Annotated in this window: 19 protein-coding genes; 8 read left to right on the top strand and 11 right to left on the bottom strand. The window is 57.1% G+C overall.

Annotated features, from left to right (window positions below; genetic code table 11):
* Positions 1-211: 211 nt before the first annotated feature.
* The gene (locus AC6CWS_RS03700; RefSeq protein ID WP_065883542.1) at positions 212-1,843 is read left to right on the top strand and encodes a carbohydrate porin; all 1,632 of its coding nucleotides are present in this window, start codon (positions 212-214) and stop codon (positions 1,841-1,843) included.
* 38 nt (positions 1,844-1,881) lie between these two features.
* Complete coding sequence (locus AC6CWS_RS03695) at positions 1,882-3,048, top strand: esterase (protein ID WP_065883541.1); 1,167 nt, start codon at positions 1,882-1,884, stop codon at positions 3,046-3,048.
* Between the two features lie 163 nt (positions 3,049-3,211).
* Here AC6CWS_RS03695 and yieH read toward each other — a convergent pair whose 3' ends face one another.
* Positions 3,212-3,877 (bottom strand): 6-phosphogluconate phosphatase, encoded by a 666-nt coding sequence (yieH, locus tag AC6CWS_RS03690; protein ID WP_044525105.1) that lies wholly within the window; start codon positions 3,875-3,877, stop codon positions 3,212-3,214.
* Between the two features lie 169 nt (positions 3,878-4,046).
* Between yieH and AC6CWS_RS03685 the strand changes: the two genes are divergently transcribed.
* A complete protein-coding gene (locus AC6CWS_RS03685; protein WP_023291466.1) occupies positions 4,047-5,384 on the top strand; it encodes an NCS2 family permease in 1,338 nt (445 codons plus the stop codon).
* 45 nt (positions 5,385-5,429) lie between these two features.
* Here AC6CWS_RS03685 and AC6CWS_RS03680 read toward each other — a convergent pair whose 3' ends face one another.
* From AC6CWS_RS03680 to rpmH, 10 genes are all read right to left on the bottom strand, one after another.
* Positions 5,430-5,996 carry an NADPH-dependent FMN reductase gene (locus AC6CWS_RS03680; RefSeq protein WP_023291465.1) on the bottom strand — a complete coding sequence of 189 codons (567 nt, stop codon included), beginning with the start codon at positions 5,994-5,996 and terminating at the stop codon, positions 5,430-5,432.
* Positions 5,997-6,032: 36 nt separating this feature from the next.
* Positions 6,033-6,608, bottom strand: a complete 576-nt coding sequence (locus AC6CWS_RS03675) for a 4'-phosphopantetheinyl transferase family protein (protein ID WP_072096716.1) — start codon at positions 6,606-6,608, stop codon at positions 6,033-6,035.
* 310 nt (positions 6,609-6,918) lie between these two features.
* Positions 6,919-7,878: an HTH-type transcriptional regulator YidZ gene (gene yidZ / locus AC6CWS_RS03670; protein ID WP_004202291.1), complete on the bottom strand. Its 960-nt coding sequence runs from the start codon at positions 7,876-7,878 to the stop codon at positions 6,919-6,921.
* Positions 7,847-9,031: an MFS transporter gene (locus tag AC6CWS_RS03665; RefSeq protein ID WP_064155654.1), complete on the bottom strand. Its 1,185-nt coding sequence runs from the start codon at positions 9,029-9,031 to the stop codon at positions 7,847-7,849. The genes yidZ and AC6CWS_RS03665 overlap by 32 nt, the downstream gene beginning before the upstream one ends.
* Positions 9,032-9,130: 99 nt before the next feature.
* Complete coding sequence (locus tag AC6CWS_RS03660) at positions 9,131-9,550, bottom strand: GNAT family N-acetyltransferase (protein ID WP_023291462.1); 420 nt, start codon at positions 9,548-9,550, stop codon at positions 9,131-9,133.
* 118 nt (positions 9,551-9,668) lie between these two features.
* The gene (mnmE, locus tag AC6CWS_RS03655) at positions 9,669-11,033 is read right to left on the bottom strand and encodes a tRNA uridine-5-carboxymethylaminomethyl(34) synthesis GTPase MnmE (RefSeq protein WP_065883537.1); all 1,365 of its coding nucleotides are present in this window, start codon (positions 11,031-11,033) and stop codon (positions 9,669-9,671) included.
* A gap of 122 nt (positions 11,034-11,155) precedes the next feature.
* Complete coding sequence (gene yidC / locus AC6CWS_RS03650) at positions 11,156-12,802, bottom strand: membrane protein insertase YidC (RefSeq protein WP_023291460.1); 1,647 nt, start codon at positions 12,800-12,802, stop codon at positions 11,156-11,158.
* A 2-nt stretch (positions 12,803-12,804) separates the two neighbouring features.
* On the bottom strand, positions 12,805-13,062 hold the full coding sequence (gene yidD, locus AC6CWS_RS03645) for a membrane protein insertion efficiency factor YidD (protein WP_004151536.1): 258 nt from the start codon (positions 13,060-13,062) through the stop codon (positions 12,805-12,807).
* Positions 13,026-13,385 (bottom strand): ribonuclease P protein component, encoded by a 360-nt coding sequence (gene rnpA / locus AC6CWS_RS03640; RefSeq protein ID WP_004151535.1) that lies wholly within the window; start codon positions 13,383-13,385, stop codon positions 13,026-13,028. The genes yidD and rnpA overlap by 37 nt, the downstream gene beginning before the upstream one ends.
* A 15-nt stretch (positions 13,386-13,400) precedes the next feature.
* The gene (gene rpmH, locus AC6CWS_RS03635) at positions 13,401-13,541 is read right to left on the bottom strand and encodes a 50S ribosomal protein L34 (RefSeq protein WP_000831330.1); all 141 of its coding nucleotides are present in this window, start codon (positions 13,539-13,541) and stop codon (positions 13,401-13,403) included.
* 621 nt (positions 13,542-14,162) lie between these two features.
* On the opposite strand from rpmH, the gene dnaA reads away from it, so the two are divergent.
* The 5 genes from dnaA to yidA all read left to right on the top strand — a co-directional run bounded on the left by dnaA (position 14,163) and on the right by yidA (position 21,345).
* Entirely contained in the window at positions 14,163-15,566 is a 1,404-nt protein-coding gene (gene dnaA, locus AC6CWS_RS03630; protein WP_017899658.1) for a chromosomal replication initiator protein DnaA, read from the top strand.
* A 4-nt stretch (positions 15,567-15,570) separates the two neighbouring features.
* Positions 15,571-16,671 (top strand): DNA polymerase III subunit beta, encoded by a 1,101-nt coding sequence (dnaN, locus tag AC6CWS_RS03625; protein ID WP_004145090.1) that lies wholly within the window; start codon positions 15,571-15,573, stop codon positions 16,669-16,671.
* A 144-nt stretch (positions 16,672-16,815) separates the two neighbouring features.
* On the top strand, positions 16,816-17,889 hold the full coding sequence (recF, locus tag AC6CWS_RS03620; RefSeq protein ID WP_023291459.1) for a DNA replication/repair protein RecF: 1,074 nt from the start codon (positions 16,816-16,818) through the stop codon (positions 17,887-17,889).
* 28 nt (positions 17,890-17,917) lie between these two features.
* Complete coding sequence (gyrB, locus tag AC6CWS_RS03615) at positions 17,918-20,332, top strand: DNA topoisomerase (ATP-hydrolyzing) subunit B (RefSeq protein ID WP_004202281.1); 2,415 nt, start codon at positions 17,918-17,920, stop codon at positions 20,330-20,332.
* A gap of 200 nt (positions 20,333-20,532) precedes the next feature.
* Entirely contained in the window at positions 20,533-21,345 is an 813-nt protein-coding gene (yidA, locus tag AC6CWS_RS03610) for a sugar-phosphatase (protein WP_023291455.1), read from the top strand.
* Positions 21,346-21,373 lie beyond the last annotated feature (28 nt).

The raw sequence follows: 21,373 nt of genomic DNA, 5'->3' as shown, positions 1-21,373 counted from the left end.
CTTAATAAGGGTTGCTACCGCGATGCGCGGGCAAAACCTGAAGAGGATTATCTGTTTAGGCAGATCGTCTTCTTCGGGTTTTTTTGCTTTTTTCTCTCCGCAAAAATAACAGCCCTCGCGCCCTTAAGCGGTATGGATACAGCTATTAGAACCCGCGCGATGCTTGTCGCTGTCGTATTTATTTATGCCAACACTTATATAAGGGAATATTATGTTTAGAAAAACCAGGATCGCTTCGGCGATGGTATTGCTGGCGCCGCTTTGTTATTCAACCACGCTGTTCGCGAGCCAGTTGACGGTAGAGCAACGGCTTGAGTTGCTGGAAAAAGCGCTTAGCGATACGCAAAAAGAGCTCAAAAAATATCAGGACCAGGAGAGAAAAAGAGACCAGATTTGGGCCACATGGTCTTCGCCTGCAGAGAGCCAGAAGCGCACCGTCGCGGCGGCGGCAGGACCGAAAGCAGCAGTGAAACCGGATGCGGTACTGGTCAAAAATCAACAACCTGCCACAGACGGCGCGCCAGCCTACGGCGCGATGACGCTGAAAGACTTTAGCAAGTTCGTCAAAGATGAAATTGGCTTTAGCTATAACGGCTACTTCCGCTCGGGCTGGGGAACCGCCTCGCATGGCTCGCCAAAGTCGTGGGCCATTGGCTCGCTTGGCCGTCTGGGCAATGAATATTCCGGCTGGTTCGATCTGCAGCTGAAGCAGCGGGTGTTTCAGGAAGGCGATAAACGCGTCGACGCCATCGTGATGCTCGACGGGAACGTTGGCCAGCAGTATTCCACTGGCTGGTTTGGTGACAATGCCGGCGGCGAAAACTACATCCAGTTCTCGGATATGTACGTCAACACCAAAGGATTCCTGCCGTTTGCCCCGGAAGCCGATTTCTGGGTCGGCAAACACGGTGCGCAAAAAATCGAGATCCAGATGCTGGACTGGAAAACGCAGAGAACCGATGCGGCGGCTGGCGTGGGGCTGGAAAACTGGCAGGTAGGCGCCGGGAAATTCGATATCGCGCTGGTCCGGGAGGATGTTGATGACTACGATCGTTCTTTAAGCAATAAGCAGCAAATTAACACCAATACCCTCGATATCCGTTACAAAGAGATCCCGTTGTGGGATAAAGCCAGTCTGATGGTCAGCGGACGCTATGTCGCCGCCAACCAAAGTTCTTCTGAGAAATATAAAGAAGGCAATGAAGGCTATTATCCATGGAAAGATACCTGGATGGCCGGCACCTCGTTAACGCAAAAATTTGCTCACGGCGGCTTTAACGAATTTTCTTTGTTGCTGGCGAATAACTCCATTGCCAGCAGCTTCTCGCGCTATGCCGGATCCAGCCCCTATACCACCTTTAACGGCCGCTATTATGGCGACCATACCAATGGCACCGCCGTGCGCTTAACCTCGCAAGGGGAAACCTATTTACGCGATGACATTATTATGGCGAATGCCATCGTTTACTCCTTTGGCAACGACGTTTACAGCTACGAGACCGGGGCCCACTCCGATTTTGAATCCATCCGTACGGTCCTGCGGCCGGCCTATATCTGGAATAAATATAACCAGACCGGCGTCGAACTGGGGTACTTCAGGCAGCAAAACAAAGATGTGACCGGCAAGAAATATAACGAGTCCGGCTATAAGACCACGCTGTTCCATACCTTCAAAGTTAATACCAGTATGCTGACCTCGCGCCCGGAAATTCGCTTCTATGCCACCTATATTAAAGCGAAGGATATCGACCTGGATAAGGCCGCGAATAACACCACCCGCATTTTTGAAGACGGTAAAAACGATCAGTTTGCCGTAGGGGCGCAGGCGGAAATCTGGTGGTGAGACGATAACAGAACGGACACAACGTAAGAGGAATAACGATGAAACAACATGCCATTTATTTCGCCCTCGCGCTGGCGGGCGCGGCGTTCACCATTCAGGCGGCACCGTTGCCAGCGGTGCCCGAGCCCTCCCTGCCGGTGAGCCACTTTATCACTCAGGTTAACGCGGATAAGAGTATCACTTACCGCCTGTTTGCCCCTGATGCCCGGCGGGTTTCGGTGGTGACAGGCGCCACGCCGGACACCTTTGTCTCGCACGACATGACCAAAGCGGACCACGGGGTCTGGACATGGAAAAGTGAGCCAATGAAACCCAATCTCTATGAATACTATTTTGATGTGGACGGCTTCCGCTCGGTGGATACCGGCAGCCGCTATCAGAAGCCGCAGCGTCAGGTGAACACCAGCCTGATTCTGGTTCCCGGCAGTATTCTTGACGATCGCCCGGTCGCGCACGGCGATCTGCGCACCCTTACCTATCACTCGAAGGCGCTGAATGCGGAACGGCGGCTCTATGTCTGGACGCCGCCGGACTATAGCGGCAGCGGCGAGCCGCTGCCGGTGCTCTATTTCTATCATGGCTTTGGCGACAGCGGGCTGTCGGCCATCGATCAGGGGCGTATTCCGCAAATCATGGATAACCTGCTGGCGGAGGGCAAGATCAAGCCTATGCTGGTGGTGGTCCCGGATACCGAAACCGACACCCCGGAAGCCATCGCGGAAAACTTCCCGCCGCAGGAGCGACGCAAAACCTTCTATCCGCTGAATGCGCTGGCGGCGGATAAGGAGCTGATGCAGGACATTATTCCGCTGATCGATGCCCGGTTTAACGTGCGTAAAGATGCCGATGGTCGGGCGCTGGCTGGCCTCTCTCAGGGCGGGTATCAGGCGCTGGTTTCCGGGATGAATCATCTGGAGAGCTTTGGCTGGCTCGCCACGTTTAGCGGCGTCACGACCACCACGGTGCCGAATGCCGGTGTGGAAGCGCAACTGAAACATCCTGAGGCGATCAATCAACAGCTGCGTAACTTTACCGTGGTCGTCGGGGAAAAAGATTCCGTAACCGGCAAAGACATCGCGGGTCTGAAAAGCGAGCTGGAAAAACAGAAGATCAACTTTGACTATCACGCCTATCCCGGCCTGAACCATGAAATGGACGTCTGGCGCCCGGCCTACGCGGAGTTTGTGCAAAAACTGTTTAAATAGCCGGTGGGGGCGTTTAGCCCCCGCTTTCCGCGAGTGAAGAAAGACAAGATGAAAGTGATTGTGTCCCAAGATGATGGAGAGATAGCCGGTCGCCAGCCGTCTTGTTCTGGGCTAGATCATAGCGCTACCTGCCAACCGTCGCCCGGTTGGGCGACGCCGGGGGCTAGCGAGTGATATCCCAACCGCGCGCTTTCCACAATGCCGGCAGCGCAGCCAGATCGGTAAAGGTCGTCACTTTGGGATGATCGATGGGCGGGTTGTGCGGATCGGCGCAGAAGTAGAACACCTCCATGCCGGCGGCTATTCCCGATTGTGCACCTGCCCTGGAATCATCAACCAGAATACAGTTCTCAACGTTAACGCTCATCGCCTTTGCGGCATGGAACATCAGCGCCGGATCGGGTTTCCAGCGCTGAATATCGTAGCCGCTGTACAACCGGTCAGCGAAATGGTGCAGCAGGCCGGTGCGGCCGAGAGAGTGTTGCATCTTACTGACCGGGCCATTGGAAACCACGCACATCGGGACGCTTACCGCATCCAGCAGCGCCTGGGCTCCGGCAATCACCTCCAGTTCGCTATCAAACAGGCGGGCGACTTCCGCACGGTAAATCGGCTCCAGAGTGGCCTTTTGCAGGTTAACGCCATGCTCGGCGTTGATGGTGTCGATTATTTCGTACAGCTTTACGCCTTTGAAGCGCTTAAAAATCTCTGCCAGCTCCAGCGTAATGCCAAATTCCTGGAACATGTGCACGTAGGCGCGGGAGCAAATCACCTCGCTGTCGACCAGCGTGCCGTCACAGTCAAAAAATACTGCTTCTGGTTGAGTCATAGCCATTCCATATTAACAAGTTTAACGTTTTCGTCATGTCCAATGCCGCGACGCAATCGTTGCCGTATAAGCAAAATAAATGAAAAAAATTACCATACAACCGCGCCTGGTGCTGTAATTTGGTATAGGATAGCGTCGAATTTTCCCTCCTTACGTTCGGAAACCGATAATGAGTCAACAACAAACCAGCCAGTCTTCTGGCCAGGGTCTGCTGGAGCGCGTATTTAAACTGCGCGAGCACGGCACCACGGTGCGCACGGAAGCCATCGCCGGTTTCACCACGTTCCTGACGATGGTGTATATCGTTTTTGTTAACCCACAAATTCTTGGCGTAGCGGGCATGGATACCAGCGCCGTGTTTGTGACCACCTGTCTGATTGCCGCTTTCGGCAGTATCCTGATGGGGCTGTTCGCGAACCTGCCGGTCGCCCTGGCGCCGGCGATGGGCCTGAACGCCTTTTTCGCCTTTGTGGTGGTGCAGGCGATGGGCCTGCCGTGGCAGGTCGGGATGGGCGCGATTTTCTGGGGCGCCGTCGGCCTGCTGCTGCTGACGATCTTCCGCGTACGCTACTGGATGATCGCCAATATTCCGCTGAGCCTGCGCGTGGGCATCACCAGCGGTATCGGTCTGTTTATCGGTATGATGGGCCTGAAGAACGCCGGGGTTATCGTCGCAAACCCGGAAACGCTGGTCAGCATTGGTCATCTGACCTCCCACAGCGTGCTGCTGGGCGTGCTGGGCTTCTTTATCATCGCGATTCTGGCGTCGCGCAACATTCATGCCGCGGTTCTGGTCTCTATCGTGGTGACCACCCTGCTGGGCTGGATGCTGGGTGATGTACACTACACCGGAATCGTCTCGGCGCCGCCGAGCGTGACTTCGGTGATCGGTCATGTCGATCTGGCGGGCTCCCTGAATCTGGGCCTGGCCGGGGTGATCTTCTCCTTTATGCTGGTCAACCTGTTTGACTCCTCCGGGACGCTGATCGGCGTGACGGATAAAGCGGGTCTGGCGGACGCCAACGGTAAATTCCCGCGCATGAAGCAGGCGCTGTTTGTCGATAGCGTCTCGTCGGTGGCAGGCTCCTTCATCGGCACCTCGTCGGTAACTGCGTATATCGAATCCTCCTCCGGCGTTTCCGTGGGCGGGCGCACCGGCCTGACCGCTGTGGTCGTCGGTATCCTGTTCCTGCTGGTTATCTTCCTCTCTCCGCTGGCGGGGATGGTTCCGGCCTATGCGGCCGCCGGCGCGCTGATTTACGTCGGCGTGCTGATGACCTCAAGCCTGGCGCGCGTGAAGTGGGATGACCTGACGGAAGCGGTACCGGCGTTTATCACCGCGGTGATGATGCCGTTTAGCTTCTCGATCACCGAAGGCATTGCCCTGGGCTTTATCTCCTACTGCGTGATGAAAATTGGCACCGGCCGTCTGCGCGACCTCAGCCCTTGCGTCATTATCGTCTCGCTGCTGTTTGTGCTGAAGATTGTCTTTATCGATGCACATTAATCCGCACGTATGATGAAAAAGCCCGGCATCGCTGCCGGGCTTTTTTTATGCTTTAACCCGCTGAATATAGTCGCCAAAGGCAGTCAGCTGGCCGCGCAGATGGTCGAGGGTGCTCTGATCGACCACTTCACCCGACTGCGGATCCACTTTGTTCTGGATCACGCCACCCATAAATTCCGGTTTATTCATCACCATCGCATCGAGGAACACCAGAATCTGCCGCAGATGATACTGGCAGCGCGCGCCGCCGATGGCGCCCATAGAGCTGGTTTGAATCAGCACCGGCTTGCCGGACAGCGGCTGCTCGGGCAGACGTGAAAGCCAGTCGATGGCGTTTTTCAGGCCGCCAGGCACGGAATAGTTATACTCGGGGGTGACAATCACCACGCCATCCGCCTCGCGGATCTGCTGCGCAATCTCCTGCACGCTCTGCGGGAATCCCTCTTCCTCCTGAATATCAGCATCGTACAGCGGAATATCGCCGATCGACGGCAGCGCGGAAATGTGCATGCCCGCCGGCGCGATGCCGGGCAGGGTACGCGCGACCATTCCATTAAACGACCCTTTACGCAGGCTGCCGAGTAACGTAACCACTTTCAAGGTATCTGACATGATTGCTCCTTTGGATCATGATGCCGGCAAGACCGGTCAATTGAGGGATAAGGTTTTTTCCGTGGGCAGACTGGTAAAGCGCATCAGGCGGGCTGAGGGTTCGCGTGCGCGGCGCTGAGCGTCCGCCAGGCTGTGCCAGTCGCCTCCCTTAGCATCATACTCCCAGACCTTCAGCGGGCCGATATTCGGGGTAGCGGCAATCGACCACACCAGCAGCGATTCGGCGTCACAGACGGCTTCGATCGGCAGGCTGCCGGCGGTACGCAGGCGGCCGGAGCCAGGCAGCAGCTGCAGCTGCGTTGATGTCTCACCGGTCAGCTTCAGCACGCTGCGGCGCAGCGCCACCAGCTGGCTGCGCGCTTCGTCCGGGTCATGCTGAATGTTAATCCACAGATTCTCATTGTTACTGAAATTTTGCCGGTCGGCGTCGTGGCTGCGAACGGCGCGCTGCAGCTCCATGTCGAGGCCGCAATCCCCCTCGGTGGTCAGCGCCACGCCAACGATATTGCCAGTATAAGAGATAGAGAAGCGGGGAAGGTGACGATCGCTAAAAACCGGTCTGCCATTGGCTTCGTTAACGATTTCAGGCAGCTCGCTGATGCCGTAAAGCATAAACAGCAGTTCGGCGAGCAGCGACCGCGAAGCGCGAAAGCGGGCTTGCCGGTATTCAGGGAGCCGACGTGCGGATTGATGACAGGCCGCTGACAAACGTGTCGATAGCGGCTCCCCGGAACTGAGTATCCCTCGTGCAAAATGCGTTGCCATACGTCGCTCCGTGAGTAATGGTCTGAATTAAAACGGCGGGCGCTATTATCGCCTGGTATTAACAGGTTTTAATGCCGAAATCCCCCCTTGAAAAGGGAATTTGTTTGAATTTTACAAATTCTTGCGCAAATAAGGTGCTATGGGCACGAAACAAGGCTTACAGCGTACCGGAATAGAGCGCTTTCAGCGTATCTCTAAGCCAGACAAGCTTCGGGTTGTAGCTGTTGCGTTTATGCCATAGCAAGGTGAAGGGGACGCGAAGCTTTTCCAGATGCTGCGGCTCCAGCGGCAGCGGTCGGGAGACCAGCGGTAGCTGGTGCTGCTGATTATAGTGCTGGCAGTAGCGCGGCGCGGTGGCCAGCATGGTGTGCTGCGGCTGGGCCGCCATAAAGAGGGATTGCTCAAACCCCGGCACGGTCAGCGCCACGTTACGTTTATGCCCCAGCTCCTGCAGCACGTCGTCCAGCGCCCAGGTATCGCGTTGTTCCCAGCAGATGGTGATATGCGGATAGCGTAAGAATGCCGCCAGATCCCACTCCTCCCTGAGCGCCGGATGATCGGCGCGCAGCCAGACCTGCGGCAGGTCGGTGAACAGCACATCAAAATCGATATACCACGGCAGCAGGCTTAGCAGCTCCCGCGACTGCGGATGGCTTTCGCGCCCGCAGAAGCCGATATCCACCTCGCCGCGAATGATGGCGTCCAGGGAGTCGTAGTCCCAGTTGCGCAAACGAATCAATGCCTGCGGATAGCGCTGATAGATGCGCTGGGAGAGGGTGTTAAACAGGATCATCAGCAGCGGCGTTTCCGCCGCCAGCTCGAACTTAAGGCCGCTCGGCATGGTGTGGTGCGGTTTATCGAGGATCTGGTTGCCCATCTGCATCCAGTCCGCCAGATCCTGCTCCATGCTGCTGACCAGCGGCGTGGGCGCCAGGCCCAGCGGCGTTTTGACAAACAGCGGATCGTCAAACCAGGCGCGCAGTTTGGCCAGCGACTTGCTCACCGCCGAGGGCGAAACGTTCATCCGCTTCGCCGTACGGGTGACGCTGAGCTCCTGGGTCAGGAGCTGCAGGCAGAGGAGTAAATTAAGATCGAGACTCGAAAGCGGCTTCTTCATCGTGTTGCGCAACCCGCGGCGGGGTGGCGACCAGTAGCAGAACAAGACTCACTATGCTACAGGCAATGAGTATCCCGATCAGCATATTCATTGCGCTGAGTCCGATGATAGCGGCGAGCCATATCCACAGCGACGAACCGCACACCTGCGCGATGCCGAGGACCGAGCTGGCGACACCGGCGCGCAGCGTGAATGGCCCCAGGGCCTGGCTCATCGCGACGCCGAAGCCGACGGAGAAGCCGGCGCAAATCATGCCCAGCCCGACCAGGGTGACGGCCTGGTGGGTGGCGAGGCTCAGCGCCACGCCAGCCGCCAGGAACAGCAGCTGCGAGGTTATCATTAGGGTGCGCGGTTTAAACAGCGACAGGGCGAACGGCGTCGAGAAGGAGACCGCCATGCTGACCATCGCCATCAGCGCCATCGTCATGGAATAGGTGCCGCGATCGAACCCCATTTCCTCCATCATCAGTACCGGCGAGACGTTCACGTAGGTGAGGATCGCCGTTACGCTGAGGGTGGTGATGAGAATGCGGCTGAGGAAAAAGCGATTCAACAGCGATTCGTCCGCGCCATGCTGCGGCATAGCCGTCTGCGGAGGCGCCGTCGGACGCGTCTCGCGCAGGATAAATACCGCCAGTAAACCCACCGTTACCCCCATGCCGATCATGGTGTAGAACAGACTCTGCCACGGGAATTTCAGCATGATCAGGTGGCCGAGCACCGGCGCCAGAACAGGGATGATGCAGGTAATGCCGTTGAGCAACGACAGCACTTTGGCCCGCCGACGGTCGTCCAGCGTATCGCGCAGAATAGCGAAAGCCACCACGTAGCAGCAGCCGGCGCCAATCCCCTGGATAAAGCGTCCGGTAAGGAAGTGGCTGCTGGTGTGCGCCTGCGCGCAGAGCAGGGAGGCGATAACAAAGATCGCCGCGCCCACAATGGCGACAGGCTTGCGCCCCGAGCGGTCGGCGATACGGCCAGCAAACAGCATCGCGGAGGCCATTCCGGCCAGATAGACCGAGAAGGCGATATGTAATTGCGCCTCGCTGGCTCCCAGATCCTGAGCAATACGCGGCAGGCCGACGAGATACATATCGATGCCGGAGGGATAGAGCAGAACCAGGGCAAAGCTGCAGAGAAGAAAGCGTGTCATGAGATCCTCGCGATGTGAATGGCGTTCAGCATAGTGAGATACGCTCCGCAAGACGAGTTGCCATTTGGACAACGCTATTTTCCTGGCAGGAAACGCGAACTAGCGGCCCCGGCGTCGCCAGACGCGGGCCATCCCTTCGCTTTCCGGCCGAACGCTTTCGAAGCCAAACTTCGCGTACAGCTCCGGAACATCCGCCACAAGCGTAACGTAGGCGCCGTCAAAGGCGTTCGCATCCAGCCAGGCGACCAGCTTCTCCATCACCAGCCGGCCAAGGCCCTTTCCCTGGTGAGCCGGATCGACGGCGACGTCGACAATGTCGAAATTAATCGCGCCGTCGCCGACGATGCGCCCCATGGCGATCGGCGTCTCCTGCCAGAGGATATGTACGCCATAACAGCTTTGCGGCAGCCCGGCTCTGGCGCCTTCTACGGGGCGCGGCGACATGCCCGCTACCACCCGCAGGTGGCAAAACGCTTCGGCGGAGGGCACCTTCTCGATCACGGTATATTCAACGGTCATGCTTTAGTCTCGTGGTTAGGGGGAGATAAAAGTAGAGAACGTTGCGCCGCAAAGGGCAAGAAAAAACCCGCATTAACGCGGCGCTAATGCGGGTGAGTGAACGTTTACGGACTAAACGTTATTTGCCGATACAGAAGCTGGAGAAGATGCGGCCCAGCAGGTCGTCGGAAGTGAACTCCCCGGTGATCTCGCTCAGCGCCTGCTGCGCGAGACGCAGCTCTTCCGCCAGCAGCTCGCCGGCCCAGGCGCCCAGCAGCTGGGCTTTGCCCTGCCGCAGATGGTTCGCCGCCTCTTCCAGCGCCTGCAGATGGCGACGGCGGGCGAGGAAGCCGCCTTCCATATTGGTATCGAAGCCCATGCTCTGCTTGAGGTGATTACGCAGCACCTCGACGCCTTCGCCGGTGCGTGCCGACAGGCGGATCAGTGAGTGGCCATTTACTTCGCTGATACCCAGCGCTTCGCCGGTAACATCGGCTTTATTTCGCACCACGGTAATCGGCAGTTTAGCGGGCAGACGCTCGATAAAATCTGGCCAGATCTCCGCCGGGTCAACGGCGCTGGTGGTGGTGCCATCGACCATAAACAGCACCCGGTCAGCCTGCGCAATCTCCTGCCAGGCGCGCTCGATGCCGATACGCTCCACTTCGTCATTGGCGTCGCGCAGGCCCGCGGTATCAATGATATGCAGCGGCATGCCGTCGATATGGATATGCTCGCGCAGCACATCGCGGGTGGTGCCCGCAATGTCGGTGACGATCGCCGCTTCGCGGCCCGCCAGGGCGTTCAGCAGGCTTGATTTACCGGCATTTGGCCGCCCGGCGATCACCACTTTCATCCCTTCGCGCAGCAGACTGCCCTGACGGGCTTCGGCGCGGACGGCGTCGAGGTCGGCCATCACCTCGTTCAGCTGGGCTTCAATTTTGCCGTCGGAGAGGAAATCAATTTCTTCATCCGGAAAATCAATCGCCGCTTCCACGTAGATGCGCAGGTGAGTGAGCGCTTCCACAAGGTGGTTCACCCGCGCGGAGAACGCCCCCTGCAGCGAGTTCAGCGCCGAGCGCGCCGCCTGTTCTGAGCTGGCGTCGATAAGATCGGCGATGGCCTCTGCCTGCGCCAGGTCGAGCTTGTCGTTAAGGAACGCGCGCTCGGAGAATTCGCCCGGTCTGGCGATGCGCAGGCCCGGCAGGGTCAGAATACGTTTGAGCAGCAGGTCAAGAATGACCGGGCCGCCGTGGCCCTGCAGCTCAAGCACATCTTCCCCGGTAAAGGAGTTCGGCCCGGGGAACCACAGCGCAATCCCCTGATCCAGCGGCGTACCGTCAACGTCGTTGAACGGCAGGTAGTCGGCATAGCGCGGCTTCGGCAGCTTGCCGAGTACCGCCTGCGCGACGTCGCGCGCTTTGAGGCCGGAGATACGCAGGATGCCCACACCCCCGCGTCCCGGTGGGGTTGCCTGGGCGACGATAGTGTCGTTATGGCTCATGGTGACTCTCTATGTAGATGTAAAAAAGGCGGTCCATTGACCGCCTTCTCTGGCATTAACGTTACCGTAACTACTCTAAATTATCCAGGTCGCAGATGCGTTGGCTTGAAGAATGAAGAGTATCAGGATTTCTTCTTCTCGCGGCTATGCAGGCCACGCTTCTCCAGACCACGGTAAATCAGCTGCTGCTGGATAATGGTCACCAGGTTGCTGACGATGTAGTACACCACCAGGCCAGACGGGAACCACAGGAAGAACACCGTGAAGATGACCGGCATAAAGGTCATGATCTTCTGCTGCATCGGGTCGGTCACGGTGGTTGGCGACATCTTCTGGATGAAGAACATCGTCGCGCCCATGATGATCGGCAGGATGTAGTACGGGTCTTGCGCAGACAGATCGTGGATCCACAGGATAAACGGCGCATGACGCAGTTCTACCGAGGCGCTCAGCATGTAGTACAGCGCAAGGAAGATCGGCATCTGGATAATCAGCGGGAAGCAGCCGCCCAGCGGGTTCACTTTTTCCGCTTTATACAGCGCCATCATCTCCTGGCTTTGACGTTGTTTATCGTCGCCCAGACGCTCGCGCATGGCCTGAATTTTCGGCTGCAGCATACGCATCTTCGCCATGGAGGTGTACTGCGCTTTGGTCAGCGGGTACATGATGCCACGAACGATAAAGGTGATGACGATAATCGAGAAGCCCCAGTTGCCGAGGAAGCCGTGAATGAATTTCAGCAGCTTGAACAGCGGTTGGGAGATGAACCACAGCCAGCCGTAGTCGACGGTCAGATCCAGGTGCGGCGCGACGGCAGCCATTTTGTCCTGAATCGCCGGGCCGACCCACAGCGTGCTCTGCAGTTTGTCGGTTTGACCAGGCTGCACCAGTACCGGCTGAGATTTATAGCCGATAGCGACAATGCCGTTGCCGAGGTTGGCGGTGTAGAAGTTATTCGTCCCGTTATTCTGCGGCACCCACGCGGTGGTGAAGTACTGCTGCAGCATGGCAACCCAACCGTTTTTGGTGCTGACGTTCAGGTTTTCATTGTCCAGGATGGTATCGAATTTGTATTTTTCGTATTTCGAATCCGCGGTGGAGAACGCTGCGCCACGGAAAGTATGCATCGTGGACAGGCCGCCGGTCTGCGTATCGCGACTGGACGGCAGCGCGGCGGTCTGCTTCAGCTGACCGAAGGTCGAGACTTCCAGCGGTTTCTCGCTGGCGTTCTGCACGCTATAACCCACGTTCACCGCATAATCACCGCGTTTCAGGGTGAAGGTCTTGGTGAAGACGTTGCCGGCTTTGTCGGTATAGGTCAGCGGAATAACGATTTCGTTCTGGCCATCAGCCAGTACATACGCATCTTTATCAGCGTTATACAGCGGACGCGGGCCGTTAGCCGGGTTATCCGGGCCGTCACGACCGGTTAAGCCGCTCTGCGCCTGGTAGATAAACTGTGGCGTAGTTTCCAGTAACTGGAACGGTTCAGTCGATTTCAGCGCTTTCGGGTAAGCCGGAAGCAGCGCTTGCTCAACATCACCACCGCGGGTGTTGATGGTCAGATCAAGCACATCAGTTTTAACCGTAATCAGTTTCCCCTGGCCACTGGCCGGTACGCCCTGGTCGGCGGCGCTACCCGCTGCTGTGGTCGTAGTCTGCGTGGTCTGCTGCTGGGGTTGCGGATTTTTGTCCTGCTCCCAGGCTTGCCAGATCATGAAAGACACGAACAACAAAGCGATGATAAGAAGATTGCGTTGCGAATCCATCGTTAGTGTTCTCTGGTATCAAATGGTCCAGGCGGGACGGGATCGTCACCACCAGGGTGTAAAGGGTGGCATTTTAATACGCGTTTCATCGTCAACCAACTGCCTTTTATCACTCCAAACCTGCGTAAGGCCTCAATTCCGTATTGAGAACAGGTTGGGGTGAAACGGCAATGCGGCCCGAGTAGTGGACTAATCAGGCGCTGATAAACTCGAATCAGGCCGATCAGGACCCGCGAGCCAGGCGACAATGGCGGCGCCATAATTTTTCCAACGCTTCCGAGAGAGCACGGTTATCGAGGTCGGCAACCCCTCTTTTCGCCACCACCACGAAATCCATTGGCGGGAGTTCATGTTGACGCAAACGAAAACTTTCACGCGTCAGACGTTTAATCCGATTGCGTTCATGTGCGCGTTTCACGTTTTTCTTGGCGACGGTGAGACCGATGCGGGGATGCCCCAGCGAATTCAGGCGGCCGAGGATGGTGATTTGCGGCGTGCCAGCCCGTTGTGGCTGCTGGAAGACGAAAGTGAAATGACTGGGAGTTAACAAGCGTAACTCCCTGGGAAATGCGAGCTTAACCACGCAGGGTTAGCTTTATTACTTGGAAACGGTCAGACGAGCGCGGCCTTTAGCACGACGACGTGCCAGAACCTGACGACCATTTTTAGTAGCCATACGAGCACGGAAGCCGTGAGAACGGTTGCGCTTCAGTACAGACGGTTGAAAAGTGCGTTTCATGGCGATTTCTACCTAAACTTGAATAAATTCACTGACTTTTGCGTAGACCCGAACGAACTTCGAACGACTTACGCCTCAGCGTGGGTGATTAAAGAGGCCGGATTGTAATAATTGTACACTCCGGAGTCAATTCTCTTTCCTTATTTCTCGCACCTCGTCGCACAAAAAATAAGCTGAGACGCGTGACGAAAACGGGCATTACGCGCCGGGTGGGGGATTATACGGCCTGGCCAGTAAAGCGCAAGGATCCTGAAGGATCTTTGTTAGATCGTTTCCGCCCAAAAGCGGCATAGCTCATTAATTTTTCCAATATGCGGCGGAAATCGTGCTTCACTCCTCCCAGGATCGATTACACTTACCCGGTTTCGATCCTTCCTGTGGATAAATCGGGAAGAATCTGTTGAGAAACACAAGATCTCTTTCTCAGTTTAGGCTATGATCCCCGGTCCCGATCGCGATCCCCGGATCCGCAGCGGGAAATAACCGCAGATAGCGGTTCGCACGTCACCCCTTTTGTGCAGGGGCTTTTCGGCTAATGCAGGGTCTTGTCGACGTGTGCCAACAATCACGATTGTTTCAGTTTTTCTTTGATATCGATTTTATGTTCGAGTGGAGTCCGCCGTGTCACTTTCGCTTTGGCAGCAGTGTCTTGCCCGATTGCAGGATGAGTTACCAGCCACAGAATTCAGCATGTGGATCCGCCCATTGCAGGCGGAACTGAGCGATAACACGCTGGCACTGTATGCGCCAAACCGTTTTGTGCTCGACTGGGTAAGGGACAAATACCTCAATAATATCAATGGACTCCTCAATGATTTTTGCGGTGCGGACGCCCCGCAGCTGCGTTTTGAGGTAGGAGCTAAGCCCGCCAGCTCGCTGCAGAAAGGGGCGGTAAGCCCGGCCGCAGCGACTATCCCGGCGGCGCAGGTGCAGACCGCGCGCGTGGCGCCGACGATCGTGCGCCCTGGCTGGGATAATGTCCCGGCGCCGGCGGAGCCGACCTACCGTTCTAACGTTAACGTGAAACACACGTTTGATAACTTCGTCGAAGGTAAATCTAACCAGCTGGCCCGCGCGGCGGCGCGTCAGGTGGCGGATAACCCGGGCGGCGCCTATAACCCCCTGTTCCTCTACGGCGGAACGGGTCTGGGTAAAACCCACCTGCTGCACGCGGTGGGGAACGGTATCGTGGCGCGTAAACCGAACGCCAAAGTGGTCTATATGCACTCGGAGCGTTTCGTTCAGGACATGGTTAAAGCGCTGCAGAACAACGCCATCGAAGAGTTTAAGCGCTACTACCGATCCGTTGACGCCCTGCTGATCGATGACATTCAGTTCTTCGCTAATAAAGAGCGATCCCAGGAAGAGTTTTTCCACACCTTCAACGCCTTGCTGGAAGGTAATCAGCAGATCATTTTGACCTCGGATCGTTATCCCAAAGAGATCAACGGCGTTGAAGATCGTCTGAAATCCCGCTTCGGCTGGGGGCTGACGGTGGCGATCGAGCCGCCGGAGCTGGAAACCCGCGTCGCGATCCTGATGAAAAAAGCCGATGAGAACGACATCCGCCTGCCGGGCGAAGTGGCGTTCTTTATTGCCAAGCGCCTGCGCTCAAACGTGCGTGAACTGGAGGGGGCGCTGAACCGCGTTATCGCCAACGCCAACTTCACCGGCCGGGCGATCACTATCGATTTCGTGCGCGAAGCGCTGCGCGATCTGCTGGCGCTGCAGGAAAAACTGGTCACCATCGACAATATTCAAAAGACGGTGGCGGAGTACTACAAGATTAAGGTAGCGGACCTGCTGTCCAAACGCCGCTCCCGTTCGGTGGCGCGTCCTCGCCAGATGGCGATGGCGCTGGCCAAAGAGCTGACCAACCACAGCCTGCCGGAAATCGGCGATGCGTTTGGCGGCCGCGACCATACCACCGTGCTGCACGCCTGCCGCAAGATTGAGCAGCTGCGTGAAGAAAGCCACGACATTAAAGAAGATTTTTCCAATTTAATCAGAACATTATCCTCGTGACGCTATGAAATTTACCGTAGAACGTGAACATTTATTAAAACCGCTGCAACAGGTGAGCGGTCCGTTAGGTGGTCGTCCGACGCTGCCCATTCTCGGTAACCTGCTGCTTCAGGTCGCGGACGGCGCGCTGTCGCTGACCGGTACCGATCTTGAAATGGAGATGGTGGCGCGCGTGGCGCTGGTTCAGCCGCACGAAGCGGGCGCCACCACCGTTCCGGCGCGTAAATTCTTTGATATCTGCCGCGGCCTGCCGGAAGGCGCGGAGATCGCGGTGCAGCTGGAAGGCGATCGCATGCTGGTACGTTCCGGCCGCAGCCGCTTCTCGCTGTCGACCCTGCCCGCTGCCGACTTCCCGAATCTTGACGACTGGCAGAGCGAGGTGGAATTTACCCTGCCGCAGGCGACCATGAAGCGTCTGATCGAAGCGACGCAGTTCTCGATGGCGCACCAGGATGTTCGTTACTACTTAAACGGTATGCTGTTCGAAACCGAAGGCAGCGAACTGCGCACCGTCGCTACCGACGGTCACCGTCTGGCGGTCTGTTCGATGCCGCTGGAAGCGTCGCTGCCGAACCATTCGGTGATCGTGCCGCGTAAAGGGGTGATTGAGCTGATGCGGATGCTCGACGGCGGTGATACGCCGCTGCGCGTGCAGATCGGCAGCAATAATATCCGCGCCCATGTCGGCGATTTTATCTTCACTTCGAAGCTGGTTGATGGCCGTTTCCCGGATTATCGCCGCGTACTGCCGAAAAATCCGGATAAACACCTCGAAGCGGGCTGCGATATTCTGAAGCAGGCTTTTGCCCGCGCGGCGATTCTCTCCAATGAGAAATTCCGCGGCGTGCGGCTGTACGTTAGCGAAAATCAGCTGAAAATCACCGCCAATAACCCGGAGCAGGAAGAAGCGGAAGAGATTCTGGACGTGACCTACGCCGGCACGGAGATGGAGATTGGCTTCAACGTTAGCTACGTGCTGGATGTGCTGAACGCGCTGAAGTGCGAGAATGTGCGCATTCTGCTGACGGATTCGGTGTCGAGCGTGCAGATTGAGGATGCGGCTTCACAAAGCGCAGCCTATGTTGTCATGCCTATGCGCTTATAGAAAATATCGGGCTATCTTACTTGCCATTTTCAACCTGGGCTGTGCTCGTCCCTGTCACGTACTTCGTGTACGCTCCAGGGTCTGCGCGCAGTCCGCGTTGAAACTGGCTGCGCCGATTACGCCCTGGCCCGAAGAAACCCAGATATGTCACTGACGCGCTTACTTATCAAAGATTTCCGCAATATTGAACATGCGGATCTCGCTTTATCTCCCGGCTTTAACTTCCTGGTTGGCGCGAACGGCAGCGGCAAAACCAGCGTGCTGGAAGCCATCTACACGCTTGGCCATGGCCGGGCGTTTCGCAGTTTGCAAATTGGCCGGGTGATCCGCCACGAGCAGGAGGCCTTTGTTCTGCATGGCCGTCTGCAGGGCGAAGAGCGGGAAACCGCCATCGGCCTGACCAAAGACAAACAGGGCGACAGCAAGGTGCGTATCGACGGCACCGACGGCCACAAAGTGGCGGAGCTGGCGCACCTGATGCCGATGCAGCTGATTACGCCGGAGGGGTTTACTTTACTCAACGGCGGCCCCAAATACAGAAGAGCATTCCTTGACTGGGGATGCTTTCATAACGAAGCCGGATTCTTCACCGCCTGGAGCAACCTGAAGCGCCTGGTCAAGCAGCGCAACGCCGCGCTGCGTCAGGTCAGCCGTTATGCCCAGCTGCGGCCATGGGATCTGGAATTAATCCCGCTGGCGGAGCAGATCAGCCGCTGGCGTGCCGAATACAGCGCCGCTATCGTCGAAGACATGGCGGATACCTGTCAGCAATTTTTACCGGAATTCTCGCTCTCTTTCTCCTTCCAGCGCGGCTGGGAAAAAGAGACCGACTACGCTGAAGTGCTGGAGCGGAATTTCGAGCGTGACAGAATGTTAACCTATACCGCCCACGGCCCGCATAAAGCGGATTTCCGTATTCGCGCCGACGGGGCGCCGGTGGAAGATACCTTGTCGCGCGGGCAGCTTAAGCTGCTGATGTGCGCCCTGCGTCTGGCGCAGGGCGAGTTCCTCACCCGCGTCAGCGGGCGGCGCTGCCTGTACCTGATAGATGATTTTGCCTCGGAACTCGATGATGCCCGCCGCGGTCTGTTATCCAGTCGCCTGAAAGCGACGCAGTCGCAGGTTTTCGTCAGCGCCATCAGCGCTGAGCACGTTATGGACATGTCGGACAAAAATTCGAAGATGTTCCGCGTGGAAAAAGGTAAAATAACGGATTAACCCAAGATTAAATGAGCGAGAAACGTTGATGTCGAATTCTTATGACTCCTCCAGTATCAAAGTCCTGAAAGGGCTGGATGCGGTGCGTAAGCGCCCGGGTATGTATATCGGCGACACGGATGACGGCACCGGTCTGCACCACATGGTATTCGAGGTTGTGGATAACGCTATCGACGAAGCGCTCGCGGGTTACTGCAAAGATATCGTGGTGACCATCCACAGCGATAACTCCGTCTCCGTCCAGGATGACGGCCGCGGCATCCCGACCGGCATTCACCCGGAAGAGGGCGTCTCCGCAGCGGAAGTTATCATGACCGTCCTGCACGCTGGCGGTAAATTCGATGATAACTCCTATAAAGTCTCCGGCGGTCTGCACGGCGTGGGCGTCTCGGTGGTTAACGCCCTGTCGCAGAAGCTGGAGCTGGTTATCCAGCGCGATAACAAAGTGCACAAGCAGATGTATGAGCACGGTGTGCCGCAGGCGCCGCTGGCCGTGACCGGCGAGACCGACAAAACCGGCACCATGGTGCGTTTCTGGCCGAGCCTGGAAACCTTCACCAACGTCACCGAGTTTGAATACGATATCCTGGCGAAACGCCTGCGCGAACTGTCGTTCCTGAACTCCGGGGTTTCTATCCGCCTGCGCGATAAGCGCGACGGCAAAGAAGATCATTTCCACTACGAAGGCGGCATCAAGGCGTTCGTTGAGTATCTCAACAAGAACAAAACGCCGATCCACCCGAATATCTTCTATTTCTCTACTGAAAAAGACGGTATCGGCGTGGAAGTGGCCCTGCAGTGGAACGACGGCTTCCAGGAAAACATTTACTGCTTTACCAACAACATTCCGCAGCGTGACGGGGGGACTCACCTTGCCGGCTTCCGCGCGGCGATGACCCGTACCCTCAACGCCTACATGGACAAAGAGGGCTACAGCAAAAAAGCGAAAGTCAGCGCCACCGGCGACGACGCCCGTGAAGGCCTGATTGCCGTGGTATCGGTGAAAGTGCCGGATCCGAAATTCTCCTCGCAGACCAAAGACAAGCTGGTCTCCTCCGAGGTGAAATCGGCGGTTGAGCAGCAGATGAACGAACTGCTGAGCGAATACCTGCTGGAAAATCCGTCCGATGCGAAAATCGTGGTCGGCAAAATTATTGACGCCGCGCGCGCGCGCGAAGCCGCGCGTCGTGCCCGTGAGATGACCCGCCGTAAAGGCGCGCTGGATCTGGCTGGCCTGCCGGGCAAACTGGCGGACTGCCAGGAACGCGACCCGGCGCTCTCCGAACTGTACCTGGTGGAAGGGGACTCCGCGGGCGGCTCTGCGAAGCAGGGGCGTAACCGCAAGAATCAGGCGATCCTGCCGCTGAAGGGCAAAATCCTCAACGTTGAGAAAGCCCGCTTCGACAAGATGCTCTCTTCCCAGGAAGTGGCCACGCTGATCACCGCTCTGGGCTGCGGCATCGGCCGCGATGAGTACAACCCGGACAAACTGCGCTATCACAGCATCATCATCATGACCGATGCGGACGTCGACGGCTCGCACATTCGTACCCTGCTGTTGACCTTCTTCTATCGTCAGATGCCGGAGATCGTCGAGCGCGGCCATGTCTATATTGCTCAGCCGCCGCTGTACAAAGTGAAGAAAGGCAAGCAGGAACAGTATATTAAAGACGACGAAGCGATGGATCAGTATCAGATTGCCATCGCCCTCGACGGCGCCACCCTGCATACCAACGCCAATGCACCAGCGCTGGCGGGCGAACCGCTGGAAAAACTGGTTGCTGAGTTTAACGCCACCCAGAAAATGATTGGCCGCATGGAGCGCCGCTTCCCGAAAGCGCTGCTGAAAGAGCTTATCTATCAGCCGACCCTGACCGAGGCCGATCTGGCGGACGAACAGAAGGTGACCCGCTGGGTGAACACTCTGGTCTCCGAGCTGAATGAGAAAGAGCAGCACGGCAGCCAGTGGAAATTTGATCTCCATGAGAACAAAGAGCTGCAGCATTTTGAACCGGTTATTCGCGTTCGTACCCACGGCGTGGATACCGACTATCCGCTGGATAATGAGTTCATTATGGGGCCGGAATATCGCCGTATCTGTACCCTGGGCGAGAAACTGCGCGGCCTGATGGAAGAAGATGCTTACATCGAGCGCGGCGAACGCCGTCAGCCGGTAGCCAGCTTTGAGCAGGCTCTGGACTGGCTGGTTAAAGAGTCCCGTCGCGGCCTCTCTATCCAGCGCTATAAAGGTCTGGGCGAGATGAACCCGGATCAGCTGTGGGAGACCACCATGGATCCGGACAGCCGCCGTATGCTGCGCGTGACCGTCAAGGACGCGATTGCCGCCGACCAGCTGTTCACTACCCTGATGGGTGATGCCGTTGAACCGCGTCGCGCGTTTATCGAAGAGAACGCCCTGAAAGCGGCGAATATCGATATCTAAGCCGTGTGTTCCCCCGGCGCGAGCTTGACCGGGGTAACGGAATGTCTGAGCCCGGTCGCATAGCGCGACCGGGCTTTTCTTTGCCAGTAAAAGGGGAATCCTCTGCTGCGGTTCCATCCCCCTTTCTGGCCGACACTTTTACTGTTTTTTGAGCGGAATCGCGTTAGCATGAGGGAAGACTCATCTTACCCGGGGATCCTATGGCTATTAAACTGATTGCAATTGATATGGACGGCACGCTGCTGCTGCCCGATCACACTATCTCTCCCGCCGTTAAAAACGCCATTGCCGCCGCCCGTGAAAAAGGGGTGAACGTGGTGCTGACCACCGGCCGCCCTTACGCGGGTGTCCACAGCTATCTGAAAGAGCTGCATATGGAGCAGCCAGGTGATTACTGCATCACCTACAATGGCGCGCTGGTGCAGAAAGCCGGGGACGGCAGCACCGTCGCACAAACCGCGCTGAGCTATGACGACTATCGCTTCCTCGAACAGCTCTCCCGCGAAGTCGGCTCCCACTTCCACGCGCTCGATCGCAATACGCTGTATACCGCGAATCGCGATATCAGCTACTACACCGTGCATGAATCCTATGTGGCGACCATCCCGCTGGTGTTCTGCGAAGCGGAAAAGATGGACCCTGAGATCCAGCTGCTGAAGGTAATGATGATCGATGAGCCGGCGATCCTCGACAAGGCCATCGCCCGTATCCCGGCGGAAGTGAAAGAAAAGTACACCGTGCTGAAAAGCGCGCCTTACTTTCTCGAAATACTGGATAAACGCGTCAATAAAGGCACCGGCGTGAAGTCGCTGGCCGATGCGCTGGGTATCAAACCGGAAGAGATTATGGCGATAGGCGATCAGGAAAATGATATCGCGATGATTGAATTTGCCGGCGTCGGCGTGGCGATGGATAACGCCATTCCGGCGGTCAAAGAAGCGGCGAACTTCATTACCAAATCGAACCTCGATGATGGCGTCGCCTTCGCTATTGAAAAATACGTTTTAGCGTAAGCTTCCTTCAGGTCCGGCGTTCGTCGGG

The sequence above is a fragment of the Klebsiella sp. M041 genome, assembly GCF_059759695.1.
This window is presented reverse-complemented; position numbering and strand designations above follow the sequence as displayed.